The sequence below is a fragment of the Microbacterium terricola genome (assembly GCF_027943945.1).
Taxonomy (GTDB): Bacteria; Actinomycetota; Actinomycetes; order Actinomycetales; family Microbacteriaceae; genus Microbacterium; species Microbacterium terricola.
This window is the reverse complement of sequence record NZ_AP027141.1, coordinates 715,711-729,142: the sequence shown is the minus strand read 5'-3', so window position 1 is coordinate 729,142 and position 13,432 is coordinate 715,711. Positions and strand designations below refer to the sequence as shown.

Annotated in this window: 11 protein-coding genes; 8 read left to right on the top strand and 3 right to left on the bottom strand. The window is 72.1% G+C overall.

Annotated features, from left to right (window positions below; genetic code table 11):
* A complete protein-coding gene (locus Microterr_RS03370) occupies positions 1 to 1,296 on the bottom strand; it encodes a class I SAM-dependent RNA methyltransferase (RefSeq protein WP_263796138.1) in 1,296 nt (431 codons plus the stop codon).
* A gap of 48 nt (positions 1,297 to 1,344) precedes the next feature.
* On the opposite strand from Microterr_RS03370, the gene Microterr_RS03365 reads away from it, so the two are divergent.
* The 4 genes from Microterr_RS03365 (at position 1,345) to Microterr_RS03350 (ending at position 5,478) form a co-directional block, all read left to right on the top strand.
* Positions 1,345 to 1,992 (top strand): Maf family protein, encoded by a 648-nt coding sequence (locus Microterr_RS03365; RefSeq protein ID WP_263796139.1) that lies wholly within the window; start codon positions 1,345 to 1,347, stop codon positions 1,990 to 1,992.
* Positions 1,993 to 2,070: 78 nt separating this feature from the next.
* Positions 2,071 to 3,837, top strand: a complete 1,767-nt coding sequence (locus Microterr_RS03360) for an acetyl/propionyl/methylcrotonyl-CoA carboxylase subunit alpha (protein WP_263796140.1) — start codon at positions 2,071 to 2,073, stop codon at positions 3,835 to 3,837.
* Entirely contained in the window at positions 3,837 to 4,652 is an 816-nt protein-coding gene (locus Microterr_RS03355; RefSeq protein ID WP_263796142.1) for a hypothetical protein, read from the top strand. Before Microterr_RS03360 ends, Microterr_RS03355 begins: the two co-directional genes overlap by 1 nt.
* Before the next feature lie 22 nt (positions 4,653 to 4,674).
* Positions 4,675 to 5,478, top strand: coding sequence for a hypothetical protein (locus tag Microterr_RS03350; protein ID WP_263796143.1), 804 nt, complete (start codon positions 4,675 to 4,677; stop codon positions 5,476 to 5,478).
* A 29-nt stretch (positions 5,479 to 5,507) separates the two neighbouring features.
* On the opposite strand, the gene Microterr_RS03345 is transcribed toward Microterr_RS03350, so the two are convergent.
* The gene (locus Microterr_RS03345) at positions 5,508 to 6,959 is read right to left on the bottom strand and encodes an NAD(P)H-quinone dehydrogenase (RefSeq protein WP_263796144.1); all 1,452 of its coding nucleotides are present in this window, start codon (positions 6,957 to 6,959) and stop codon (positions 5,508 to 5,510) included.
* Positions 6,960 to 7,011: 52 nt separating this feature from the next.
* Here Microterr_RS03345 and Microterr_RS03340 point away from each other — a divergent pair, with 52 nt between their 5' ends.
* Genes Microterr_RS03340 through Microterr_RS03325 form a run of 4 tightly spaced genes read left to right on the top strand, consistent with a single transcriptional unit; the run spans position 7,012 to position 11,485 of the window.
* A complete protein-coding gene (locus Microterr_RS03340) occupies positions 7,012 to 7,836 on the top strand; it encodes a purine-nucleoside phosphorylase (protein ID WP_263796145.1) in 825 nt (274 codons plus the stop codon).
* Positions 7,836 to 9,512 (top strand): phospho-sugar mutase, encoded by a 1,677-nt coding sequence (locus Microterr_RS03335; RefSeq protein ID WP_263796146.1) that lies wholly within the window; start codon positions 7,836 to 7,838, stop codon positions 9,510 to 9,512. Before Microterr_RS03340 ends, Microterr_RS03335 begins: the two co-directional genes overlap by 1 nt.
* Entirely contained in the window at positions 9,509 to 10,867 is a 1,359-nt protein-coding gene (locus tag Microterr_RS03330; RefSeq protein ID WP_263796147.1) for an MFS transporter, read from the top strand. The genes Microterr_RS03335 and Microterr_RS03330 overlap by 4 nt, the downstream gene beginning before the upstream one ends.
* 30 nt (positions 10,868 to 10,897) lie before the next feature.
* A complete protein-coding gene (locus Microterr_RS03325; protein ID WP_263796148.1) occupies positions 10,898 to 11,485 on the top strand; it encodes a GNAT family N-acetyltransferase in 588 nt (195 codons plus the stop codon).
* A 3-nt stretch (positions 11,486 to 11,488) separates the two neighbouring features.
* On the opposite strand, the gene Microterr_RS03320 is transcribed toward Microterr_RS03325, so the two are convergent.
* The gene (locus Microterr_RS03320) at positions 11,489 to 13,408 is read right to left on the bottom strand and encodes a BglG family transcription antiterminator (protein ID WP_263796149.1); all 1,920 of its coding nucleotides are present in this window, start codon (positions 13,406 to 13,408) and stop codon (positions 11,489 to 11,491) included.
* Between the last annotated feature and the right edge of the window lie 24 nt (positions 13,409 to 13,432).

The following is a 13,432-nucleotide window of genomic DNA, read 5'->3' as shown; positions in this document are numbered from 1 at the left end:
TCAGGCTAGCGAGGCTGGTGTGAGCACGGCGACGGACTCGACGTGGTGCGAGTGCGGGAAGAGGTCGAGGGCCTGCACGCGGGGGGTCTCGTAGCCCAGCGTGCGGAAGGTCGCGAGGTCGCGCGCGAGGGCCACCGGATCGCAGGCGACGTAGACGACGGCCGCGGGGGCGAGACCGGCGATGCGCTCGACGACCTCACGGCCGGCGCCGGCTCGCGGCGGATCCAGCAGCACGACGCCGCGCGTCAGCCGCTCGCGCTCCGCGGCGGATGCGGTGGCCGCGAGCCCCGTCAGCCAGCGGTCGACGCGGCCGGTCTCGGCGCGCGCGCCGACCCACTCCGCCAGGTTCTCCCCCGCGTGCTCGGTGGCACGCGGGTCGGACTCGACGCTGACGATCCTGGTCGCGCCGAGCTCGGCGAGGGTGGCGGCGAAGAGCCCGACGCCGCCGTAGAGGTCGAGGTGGGCGGCGTCCTGATCGATCGTGGTGTCGCGCAGCGCGTCGGTCACGAGTGTCGTGAGGGCGTGCGCAGCGAGGCGGTGCACCTGCCAGAAGCCACCGGCGTCGACGCGGAAGTCGCGACCGCCGACGCGTTCGATCACCGTCTCGCGGGCCTCGGCCGGCGCGGGCGGGCGACGCGCACCGCGGGTCGTCTCGGGGCGCGGGATCACCCGCACCCTGCCGTCGGCCGGCTGGACGAGGTCGATGCGACCCGGCTTCGCGATGCGCGCGCCGAGACCGGCACGGGCCACCTCCGGCGTGGCCAGTGGCAGCTCGTCGACGGCGATGACGCGGTGGCTGCGGGCGGCGAACGGGCCGATGGCGCCGTCCGCGTCGACGTGCAGGCTGACGCGCGTGCGCCAGCCGGTGCCGTCGGCGCTCTCATCGGCGAGCACCTCGCCGGACGGGGAGACCACGGGCAGCGCGGGGCCGATCGTCGCCGGCACGTCGAGCCGCCCGATGCGGGCCAGCGCGTCGCGCAGCACCTCGAGCTTGAGGTCGCGCTGGTGCGCGAGGTCGATGTGCCCGAAGTCCGCGCCACCGGGGCGGTGCTCGGGCGGCACGTCGATGTCGGCCTGGCGCCAGACGTGCGCGCGGCGATGCGGCGACGCGTCGAGCACCTCGAGCGCCTCGCCGCGCCAGAACGACGACTTGGCCGTGTCGGTGAGCCGCACCCTGGCCCGCTCGCCCGGCAGCACGTCGGGCACGAACACGACCCTGCCCTCGTGGCGGCCGACGAAGACGCCGCCGTGGGCGACGCCGGTGAGCTCCAGGTCGATGATGTCTCCGGGGTTCACCCTCCGAGCTTCCCACACCCGCACGATGCGCACCCGTACGCTGTGGGGATGCGCGTGCTGCTCGCCTCGACCTCGCCCGCCCGGCTCATGCTCCTGCGGCAGGCGGGGATCGATCCGGAGACGCTCGCACCGGACGTCGACGAGGACGCCGTGATCGCCGCCGTCGAGTCCGCCGAGGGCCGCACGCTCAGCCCGGAGGAGCACGTGCTGCTGCTCGCACGGCGCAAGGCCGCGGACGTCGCGGCGAGGGTGGCTGCGGAGGAGCCGGGCTTCGACGGACTCGTCATCGGGGGCGACTCGATGTTCGAGATCGACGGCAAGGTGCTCGGCAAGCCCCACACCGCCGAGGTGGCCACGGCGCGCTGGCGCGCGATGCGCGGCCGCACGGGTGTGCTGCACTCCGGCCATAGCATCTACCGGCTCCGCCCCGGCGCAGACGCGGCCGAGGCGCACGCGGTGGCGGCCGCATCCGTCACGTTCGCGGCCGACGTCGACGACGAGGAGGTCGCGGCGTACGTGGCGTCGGGTGAGCCGCTGCACGTGGCCGGCGCCTTCACGATCGACAGTCTCGGCGGGCCGTTCATCACGCGCGTGGAGGGCGAACCCTCGACCGTCGTCGGGATGTCGCTGTCGACGCTTCGGGTGCTCGTGCGCGAGCTCGGCGTCGCGTGGCCGAGTCTGTGGAACCAGTCGTAGACTCCCCCACACGATTTCGGCGGTTTCTTGTGCGGACCGGTCAAAAGGGTGCCCACTGCCCTGGGTAGGCTGGCATCCATGCCTCAGATCGCCAAGGTCCTCATCGCGAACCGCGGCGAGATCGCCGTCCGCGTCATCCGGGCGGCGCGCGACGCCGGCAAGTCGTCGGTCGCCGTCTACGCCGACCAGGATCGCGATGCCCTCCACGCCCGTCTCGCCGACGAGGCGTACGCCCTCGACGGCTCGACCAGCGCCGACACCTATCTCTCCATCGAGAAGATCCTGTCGGTCGCGCGGCGCTCCGGGGCGGACGCCGTTCACCCCGGCTATGGCTTCCTCGCCGAGAACGCCGACTTCGCCCGCGCCGTCATCGCGGCCGGCCTGGTCTGGATCGGCCCGTCGCCCGAGGCCATCGAGGCGCTCGGCGACAAGGTGACCGCACGGCACGTCGCCGAGAAGGTCGGTGCCCCGCTCGCACCCGGCACACCCGGCCCTGTCTCCGGAGCCGACGAGGTCATCGCCTTCGCCGAGGAGTTCGGTCTGCCCATCGCGATCAAGGCCGCCTACGGCGGCGGCGGGCGTGGCCTCAAGGTCGCCCGCGAGCTCGCCGAGGTGCCGGAGGCGTTCGAGTCCGCCACCCGTGAGGCGGTCGCCGCCTTCGGCCGCGGCGAGTGCTTCGTCGAGAAGTACCTCGACAAGCCGCGCCACGTCGAGACCCAGTGCCTCGCCGACGCGACCGGCACCGTCGTCGTCGTCTCCACGCGCGACTGCTCGCTCCAGCGCCGCCACCAGAAGCTCGTGGAGGAGGCGCCGGCGCCGTTCCTCAGCGACGAGCAGAACGCCACGCTCTATGCGGCGTCCAAGGCGATCCTCGCGGAGGTCGGCTACGTCGGCGCCGGCACGTGCGAGTTCCTGATCGGCGCGGACGGCACCATCTCGTTCCTCGAGGTGAACACCCGCCTCCAGGTCGAGCACCCGGTCTCCGAGGAGGTCACCGGCATCGACCTCGTCCGCGAGCAGTTCCGCCTCGCGGTGGGCGGCACCCTCGACTACGCGGACCCAGAGCCCGTCGGCCACTCCATCGAGTTCCGCGTCAACGGCGAGGATCCCGGCCGCGGGTTCCTCCCCCAGCCGGGCCCGATCCACGTGTTCAAGACCTTCGGCGGCCCCGGCATCCGGCTCGACTCCGGTGTGACCGCGGGCGACGAGGTCAGCGGCGCATTCGACTCGCTCCTCGGCAAGATCATCATCACCGGGCGCGATCGCGACGAAGCACTCGAGCGCGCGCGCCGCGCGCTCGACGAGTTCGAGGTCGCCGGGCTGCCGACCGTGCTGCCCTTCCACCGCAAGGTGGTCCGCGACCCGGCCTTCACCGCCGAGGACGGCGTCTTCGGTGTGTACACGCGCTGGATCGAGACGGAGTTCGTGAACGACATCCCGCCGTGGGACGGCGAGATCGGCGACGCGAAGCCCGCGGACCCGCGCCACACCGTGGTCGTCGAAGTCGGAGGCAAGCGCCTCGAGGTCAGCCTGCCCGACCGCATCGTGAGCGCCCCGTCCGCCGCAGGGCGCCCTGCGGCGGTGCCGCCCTCGCGTCGCTCGCACGCCACCGCCGTCTCGGCGGGAGCATCAGGCGACGCCGTCAAGGCGCCGATGCAGGCCACCATCGTCAAGGTCGCCGTCGAGGACGGCCAGCAGGTCGTCAAGGGCGATCTGGTCGTCGTGCTCGAGGCGATGAAGATGGAGCAGCCCATCCAGGCGCACAAGGACGGCGTCATCGGCGCGATCAACGCCGCCGCGGGCAGCACCGTGTCGGCAGGGCACCAGCTCCTCACCATCTCGTAATGCCTGAGCGGGGCGGGGACGTGCGGCACCGCATCCTCGCGCTCGCGTGCGCAGGCGCTCTCCTGGCGGCACTGGCGTCGTGCGCGCCCTCGCCGACCGGCGGCGACGTGTCGCGCCAGCGATGGCTGGCCCGCGCCCAGGCGGCCTACGACGACGCGAACGACCTGCTCGGGGTCGCGTCGGGCCGCACGACGCCGCTCACGCACGAGACGGATCTGGTGCCGAACGCCGAGCTCGTGCGGATCGACTCCGTCGAGGTGCAGTGCTTCGGAGGGGGGATCGCCGCTTTCGGCTACGGCAGTCCGGGCGACGAGGACACCCGCGAGATGCGACCGGTGACGTGCGACGGCAGCCCCGCCGACCTCGTCTTCGGGCCGACCCACGTCCACGGGCCGCTCACCCTGACCATCGAGCGTCACGGTCGTCCGGTCGCGTATGTCGCCGGCGTCCGCGGCGGGGTGGTGCCCCCCGACACGTGGGTCGACCACTTCTCGGGTGCCGAGACGTCGCCGGACTCGGTGTCATCGATGTGGGGGAGCTTCGGACCGCCCGGTCTGGTCTGGGGCGCATACGTGTCGGCAGTCGTGCCGGGCGAGGGCGAGTACGTCGTCGAGGTTACCTGCGCGGGCGCACCGACCGTCTGGGTCACGCTGGCAGACGGCTCCTCGATCACCGTCGAGGAGGGCGGCGGCGAACGGCAGTCGTGCGATGAGGTGGGTCGCTATCCGATCCACGCGTCGGGTGATCTGTCGGTCATGCTCGACCCGCACGGAGAAGAGGGCGCGTACCTCGTCGAGGTGCTGCCCGCACGGTGACGCGCGGGCTTAGTGTGGGCGCATGCACCGTCGCAGCATCGCCGCCATCGCGCTCGCCGGCGCGCTGAGCGCCGTGCTTGCCGGGTGCGGCGTCGTCCCGACCGGAGGCGACGTCGGCCGTGCACGCTGGCTCGACGCGGCGATGAGCGAGTCGGCCGAGCGCCCTGCGGCTGTGGGGACGGTCGCCGGATACAGCTCGCCGGCCGCCTCGGTGAGCCAGGCGATCGAGTTCGAGACACCCGTGCACGTCTACGCGGCCGAGCTGCGCTGCTTCGGCGGCGGAACCATGACGTTCGATCTGACCCTGACGCAGGGCGGCGTTCCCGAGAGCGAGGACGCCAATGTCGTCTGCTCCGGAGTCGTCGAGACGATCATGTACTCCGACCTGTTCTGGGATGTCGAGATGATCAGCGTGACGGCGAGCCGGCCCGGAGCGCCGGCGGCGTTCATCGCGACCCTGCTCGGAGAGGTGCGGCAGGACGACCCGTGGGCGGGCTACTACACCGAGGAGCTGGCGAGCATCGGGGCGGGGGGCACCAGGATGGCGGGCAGCTTCGGCCCTCCCGGCGACACCAGTCCCACGTTCTTCACCGACGGCACGACCCGCTCAGGGCCGCACATGGCGCGCATCCGCTGCGCCGGCGCGACCCGGATCTGGGTGAGCATCGGCTCGGACAGCGACCCCCTCGACGACAACAGGTCGATCGTGCAGACCTGCGACACCGTCGCGAACTACCCCGTGATCTCCGACGACGGCATCACCGTCATGCTCGACAGCCGCGGCGAGCCCGGCGCGTTCATGATCGAGCTCGACCCGGAGGACTGATCAGGATGCCGCGGCCGCAGCATCCCTGATCACTCGCCGCCCTCGGCGCTCCGGTCGACACTGTGCATCGCGCGGGTCGCGTCGGTGATGCTGCCCGTGAGCGAGGGGTACACCGCGAACACCCGCGAGACCTGGTCGACCGTGAGCCGGCGCTCCACGGCGATCGCGATCGGGTAGATGAGCTCGGAGGCCCGCGGGGCCACGATCACCCCGCCCATGACGCTGCCGCTGCCCTTGCGGGCGATGATCTTCACGAAGCCGTCCTTCGTGCCCATCATCTTCGCGCGGGGGTTCGCCGCGATCGGGAGCTTGTGCACGACGCCGTCGACGAGACCCGCCTCGACATCGCTCTCCGACCAGCCGACCGTGGCGATCTCCGGCGCGGTGAAGATGTTCGACGTGATCCGGCGCCGCTCGAGCGGGATCACGGTGTCGCCGAGCGCGTGGAAGATCGCGATGCGCCCCTGCATGGACGCGACCGATGCCAGCGGCACGAAGGTCGTGCAGTCGCCGGCGGCGTAGATGTTCGGGACGGACGTGCGGGCGACGCGGTTGACCTGGATGTGACCGGACGTCGACATCTGCACGCCCGCCTCCTCGAGGCCGATGCCGTGCGTGTTGGGGATGGAGCCCACCGCCATGAGGCAGTGGCTGCCCTCGACCACGCGCCCGTCGGCGAGGTGGACGGTGACGCCGTCGCCGTTGCGCTCGACGCGGTCGGCCCGCGACTTCGAGAGCACCGTCATGCCTCCGCGCTTGAACACCTTCTCGAGCACGGCGGCCGCGTCGCGGTCCTCGCCTGGCAGCACCCGGTCGCGGCTGGAGACGAGCGTGACCTTGGCGCCGAGGTTCATGTACGCCCCGGCGAACTCGGCGCCGGTGACGCCGGATCCGACCACGATGAGGTGCTCGGGGAGCGAGCGCATGTCGTAGAGCTGCGTCCAGGTGAGGATCCGCTCGCCGTCGGGCTTCGCCTCGGGCAGCTCACGCGGGGATGCGCCGACGGACACCACCAGGGTGTCGGCCTCGATGCGGTCGAAGTCGGTGCCGCCGCTCTCGGTGGACACGACGACCGCGTTGCGGCCCTCGAGCCGGCCCTGCCCGGCGATGATGCGCACGCCCGCGTCGACGAGTGCGCTGCGCATGTCGTCGGACTGCTGCCGCGCGAGCGCGAGCAGACGCCGGTTGACCGCCGAGAGGTTGATCGCGATCTGGGGCTTCAGCGGTGTCCCCGCGGCGCCCTTGGCGAACAGCTGCACGCCCAGATCGCTCGCACCGGCGATCGCGACTGCTGCGTCGGCCGTCGCGATCAGCGACTTCGAGGGGACCACGTCGGTGATGACGGCGGAGCCGCCGACCCCCGCGCGCTCGACGAGCGTGACCTCCGCGCCGAGCTGCGCCGCGGCGAGCGCGGCCTCGTAGCCTCCGGGTCCGCCGCCGAGGATGGCGACACTCTGGGTGCTCTCGAAGCTCGCGGTCATGCCTCCATTGTCCCCTGCCGCGCGCCGCCCGACGAACCCTAGAGTGGGGGGCATGTCAGACAACCCTCTCGATTCCGCCGACGCCGACCCGTTCGAGATCGCTGCTCAGGCAGCGGACGACATCGCCAGGATCACCGGCGTCGAGCGCCACGACATCGCCCTCACCCTCGGCAGCGGATGGGGCAAGGCGGCCGAGCTCATCGGCGAGACGACCGCGACCATCCCCGCCACCGAGGTCACCGGCTTCAGCAAGCCGGCCCTCGAGGGCCACGTCGGCACGCTCCGCAGCGTCCGCACGCCGCGGGGCCGCAACGTGCTCGTCATCGGCGCCCGCACGCACTTCTACGAGGGCCACGGACCGCGTCGCGTCGTGCACAGCGTGCGCACGGCGGCGGCCACGGGTGCGCGGACCATGGTGCTCACCAACGGCGCCGGCGGCATCAAGCCGACCTGGAAGCCCGGCACTCCGGTCCTGATCAGCGACCACATCAACCTCACCGGCTCCACGCCGCTCGAGGGTGCCACGTTCATCGACCTCACCGACCTGTACGCCCTCCGGCTGCGCGACCTGGCCCGCACGATCGACCCGAGCCTCGACGAGGGCGTGTACTGCCAGTTCACCGGTCCCCAGTACGAGACGCCGGCCGAGGTGCGTATGGCGAAGGCGATCGGCGGTCACATCGTCGGCATGTCCACCGCGCTCGAGGCGATCGCCGCACGGCAGGCGGGGATGGAGGTGCTGGGCTTCTCGCTCATCACGAACATGGCCGCCGGGATCCAGACCACCCCGCTCAGCCACCAGGAGGTGATCGAGGCCGGCCGTGAGGCGGAGCCGGTGATCTCGTCGCTGTTGGCGCGCGTGATCGGGGCCCTCTGATGAGCACCGCGGCCGAGCAGGCCCGCGCCTGGCTCGCGCAGGACCCGGATCCGGTCACCCGGAGCGAGCTCGAAGAGCTGCTCGCGGCAGCCGACGACGGCGACTCCGCGGCCGCGGCCGACCTGGACGACCGCTTCGCCGGGCGGCTCGCCTTCGGCACGGCAGGGCTGCGCGGGCGCCTCGGTGCGGGCAGCAACCGGATGAACCGGGTGCTGGTGGCGCAGGCGGCGGCCGGCTTCGCGGCCTATCTGCTCGAGCGCGCGGGCGACGACGTGCCGACGGTCGTCGTCGGCTACGACGGCCGCCGCAACTCCGACGTGTTCGCGCGGGACTCGGCCGAGCTCTTCGCCGGCGCGGGGCTGCGCGCGATCCTACTCCCCCGGCTGCTGCCCACCCCGGTCCTGGCGTTCGCGGTGCGCGAGTTCGGGGCGGATGCCGGCGTCATGGTTACGGCCAGCCACAATCCGCCGGATGACAACGGCTACAAGGTGTACCTCGGGGGCGCCGACGAGGGTTCGCAGATCGTCTCGCCCGCCGACGCGGAGATCGCGGCGCACATCCAGCGCGTCGCCGACGAGCACGACGTCACCCGCCTGCCGCGTTCGGTCGGGTACGAAGTGGCGGGCGAGTCCGTGGTCGACGCGTACGTCGCGGCGACCGCCGCCGTCGCTCCCGCCCCGGCCTCGGCCGAGGGGCTGAGCTGGGTGTACACCGCGATGCACGGGGTGGGCTGGGAGACGTTCTCGCGGATCGTGGATGCTGCCGGCTACCCCGCGCCGATCCCGGTGACGGCCCAGATCGACCCGGACGGCGCCTTCCCCACCGTCGCGTTCCCGAACCCCGAGGAGCCGGGGGCGATGGACCTGGCCTTCGAGGCCGCACGTGACGCGGGAGCCGACCTCATCATCGCCAACGACCCGGACGCCGACCGGCTGGCCGTCGCGATCCCCGACCAGGCCGCCGACGGCGGCTGGCGCCGCCTCACCGGCAACCAGATCGGGCTGCTGCTCGGGTGGCGCGCCGCGCGGGAGGCCGCAGAGCGGGGCGAGGTCGACGGACGCAGCCTCGCGTGCTCGCTCGTCTCCTCGCCGGGACTCGCCGAGATCGCCGCCCACTACGGGCTCGACTTCCGCGCCACCCTCACCGGGTTCAAATGGATCTCGCGCGCGCCCGGCATCGTGTTCGGCTTCGAGGAGGCACTCGGCTATCTCGTCAACCCTGCGACGGTGCGCGACAAGGACGGCATCTCGGCCGCGATCGCGATGCTCGGGATGGCCGCAGAGGCGCGCGGGCGCGGGGCCACCGTCGCCGATCTGCTCGACGAGCTCGGTGCGACGTTCGGCCACTTCGCGAGCGACCAGATCTCGGTGCGCGTCGAGGACGTGTCGCAGATCTCGGACATCATGGCGGCGCTGCGCGCACAGCATCCCACGTCGATCGGCGATGTCGCCGTGGATCGAGTGGACGACCTGCTGGCCGGCGGCGGCGACCTGCCCTCCGGCGACGTCGTGCGCATCTGGCTCACCGACGGCTCGCGCCTGATCGTGCGTCCCAGCGGCACCGAGCCGAAGCTCAAGCTCTACATCGACGTGCGCGGCGACTCATCGGCCGACGCGGACGCGCGACTCGCCGCGACCGCCGACGGCGCGCGCGCACTGCTCGACGCCCTGGGGTGACCGTGGCCGACGCCGCACCCGCCGAGAAGGCCGATCCGCCGCACTGGCTGCGCAACGCCGTGCTGTTCCTGGGCGGGCAGACGGTGAGCCTGCTGGGCTCGATGCTCGTGCAGTACGCGGTCTTCTGGTACCTGACGATCACCTACCAGTCCGGCGTCATCATGATGCTGGCGGCGCTGTTCGGCTTCCTGCCGCAGGCGGTGATCTCGGTCTTCGGCGGCGTCTGGGCCGACCGGCACAATCGCAAGCTCCTCGTCATCGCCGCCGACGCCGCCATCGCGATGACGACGCTCGCCCTGGCGCTGACCATGCTGAGCGGCGTCGATGCCGTGTGGGTGCTGTTCCTCGCCCTCGCGATCCGGTCCGCCGGCGCGGGGATCCAGATGCCCGCGGTCGCCGCCCTGCTCCCGCAGATCGTGCCCGTGCGCGCCCTGATCCGCGTCAACGGCATCAACGGGTCGATCCAGTCCGCGATGGCGCTGCTCGCGCCGGCGGCGGCGGGCGCGATCTACGCATGGGCGTCGGCTGGATTCCCTTCGGCGACGGCCGCACTCGTTCCGATCTTCTTCATCGACGTGGTGACCGCCGCCGTCGGGATCGGGCTGCTGCTGCTGATCCCCGTGGCCGCGGTGCGGCGTGCCGGCGACGTCGAGACCGGCTACTTCGCCGACCTCGTCGACGGCGTCCGCTACGTCACAGGGCACGCGTTCGTGCGGTGGCTGCTCGGGCTGTTCGCGATCATCTTCGTGCTGACCGTCGCGCCGTCCAACCTCACCCCGCTCATGGCGGTCCGCTCCTTCGACGCGGGCGAGGAGCAGAACGTCATCAACCTCGCGGTGCTGGAGATCTCGTTCAGCATCGGCATGATGCTGGGCGGCATCCTGGTCGCGTCGCTGTTCGCGAACCGCAGCAGGATCGGACTCATCGTCACGTCCTCCCTCGTCTTCGGCGGACTGTCGATCGGCATGGGGCTGTCTCCGAACATCTGGGTGTTCTTCGGCTTCATGTTCCTGATCGGGCTCGCGGTGCCCTTCTTCTCGACCTCGTCGATGACGCTCCTGCAGGAGACCGTCGAACCGGAGCGCCAGGGCCGGGTGTTCGGCTTCGTCGGCATCGTGATGGCGGTGGCGATGCCGCTCGGCATGGTCGTGTTCGGCCCGCTCGCCGATGTCGTGCCGATCGAGGTGCTGCTGGTAGCCGCCGGGGTGCTCACCTTCGGGGTGGTGGGCGCGGCGGTGTGGCTGCCGGCCGGGCGCAGGGCGATCGCCGCCGCGCGCGCAGCCGCCCAGGCGCCGGCCGATCCACGCGAGCGCGCCGCGGTCGTGGAGGCGGCGATGCACCCGGACGAGGACTGAGGACGGATGCTGCTCCCCTAGGCTCGTGACGTGCAGCTCGCGACGCCCCTCACCCTCGAGAACTCCTTCGTCCGGCTGGAGCCGCTCGCCCTCGATCACGCCGCCGACCTCGCCGTCGCCGCCGAGGGCCTGGAGTCGGCCTGGTACACCTCCGTGCCCCGACCGGACGAGGTGGAGGCGGAGATCGGTCGGCGGCTCGAGCTGAGCGCGTCCGGCTGGATGAACCCGTTCGCGGTGCGCCGGCTGGACACCGGCCGGGCGGTGGGCATGACCACCTTCTGCGACATCGACCAGCCCAACCGGCACGTCGAGGTCGGCTACACGTGGATCGCCCGCGATGCCCAGGGCACGGCGGTCAACCCGGCTGCGAAGCTGCTGCTGCTCGCGCACGCGTTCGAGGCCTGCGACGCGATCGCGGTGGAGTTGCGCACGCACTTCCACAACCGCCAGTCGCGCGCCGCGATCGAGCGGCTCGGCGCGAAGCAGGACGGCATCCTGCGGAACCAGCGGATCGGGCCGGACGGCTCGCTGCGCGACACCGTCGTCTTCTCGATCCTGCCGCACGAGTGGCCGACCGTGCGGCGCGGCCTGGAAGCCCGGCTGGAGCGCTTCGCCTGAGGCTCAGCCGTCGATGACGGCGACGAGCTCGTCGAGGAAACCGGCGAAGTCGGTCGCCCTGCGCACGATCCGCTGCACACTCTCCCGTTCGCTGAACACCTCGACGAACTGCTCGAACACAGTCTGGAACGCCTCACGGTCGGTCTCGGAAAAGGCGACCATCGCGACGACCTGCACCCGCCCCTCGCCCCACGGGATCGAGGGGTCCGCGATGCCGATGGCGATCGAGGTGCGGGTGGCCGTCATGCCGAGCGCGTGCGGGACCGCGAGCGCGTCGGTGAAGGCGGTGGACGACAGCTGCTCGCGCTGGATCGTGCGCTCGACGTAGTCCTCGTCGATCACGCCCTGGCGCACGAGCAGGGATCCGAGGCTGCGGATCACCCCTTCCTCGTCCGCGTCGGAGCTCCAGCCGTGCACGAAGGCGTCCGCGGAGAAGTAGCGCTCGAGCTCTGCACGCAGCCGCCCGAGCCGCCGCGTCCGTCGCAGACGGCCTGCGGCAGCCTGCACATGCTCGATGTCTGCGTCGGTGAGGAACGGCTGGATGCGCACGAAGCGGTCGCCCGGAACGCCCGGTTCGATCGTGGTCAGCACCAGGTCGGTGTCGATCGCCGCCCATTCGGGGTCGACGCGCGTCTCGACGCCGACGACCTCGATGGCCTGGCCGAGCGAGCGGTCCACGCTCGAGCGCAGCAGCTCGTGCAGCTCGTAGTACCCGGGGCACACGATGGTCGCGGTGAGCAGGTGGTCGGAGCGCCGGCTGCGCTCGAGCCGTCCGCCGACGTGCATCGCGATGTACGCGATCTCGTCGTCCAGCAGGGGGATGCCCAGACGCGTGTGCAGGCCGCTCGCGATCGAGACGGCGACCTCGAAGATCATCGGGTACGCGGATTTCAGCGACCGGGTCAGCGGGTTGCGCGACCACGCCTGCTCGCGGGCGCGCTCGCGCAGGTTCTGCACGTGCAGGGCGAGGCGCACGATGAAGTCCTCGTGGGCGATGTCGACGAGGAACGCCGACGCCGCCTGGGCGACGACCTCCCGGACGGCCTGCTCCACGTCGGGATCGAGTCCGGCGCGGGTCTGCTCGGCCGATGTCTCCGCCCCGGGCGCGACCACCCTGGTCAGCACGAGCGACGCGAGATGCTGCAGGTCGCCCGAGCCCAGGCGCACGTCGAGGTGACGCTCGCCGAGGCGGGCGATGATCTCCACGACCTGCTGCTGCGCGCCGTGCGCCTCGCGCTCCGGGCGCTCGAGCGCCCGGTCGTGGGCGACCCGGTCGGCGGCGATCGCGATGTGCATCAGCACATCGCCGATGCCGAACTCGTTGACGAAGTAGCCGAGCGCGCCGAGCTCGGCGACCAGGTCGCTCTTGAACGGGCCGAACGCCTGCGCGCCGACCGACTCCGCGCCCAGCGTGCGGCGCAGGGCGGCGAGATCGAACGACCCCGACTCCATCTCGTCGTGCGCGAGGCGCGAGAGCAGCCTCCGCTGCGCGACCTCGGTGCCCCGCAGCCGTGCGCGGGCTGCGGAGCGCTCCAGGGTCAGCTCGGTCCCGCCGAGGAGGCCCCTTACCCTGGCGAGGTCGGCGTCGAGGGTCGCCGGGCTGACGTGCAGGCGCTCGGCCGTCTCGAACACGTCGATGCCGTCGGGGGCATCCAGCAGGGCCCGCACCAGCGTGTGCAGCCGGTCGCGGGGCGTCCCCGCCTCGACGGCCCTGAGTGCGGCGGCGGCGTCGGCGCCTGCCCGATATCCCTGCGGGCCGGACTCGATCGCCGCACCCGACGGGATCCGGGCGTTGACGGCGGTGACGTACGAACGGATGCTGCGCGGGGTCACGCCGATCGCGTCGGCGAGCACGGCGGCGGTCGCCCAGTCCGGCTCGCGCAGGAGGAGGCCGAGCAGCCGGTCCTGCCGCGCGCGGGTCACTCTGTCAGTCAATCACGGATGCCT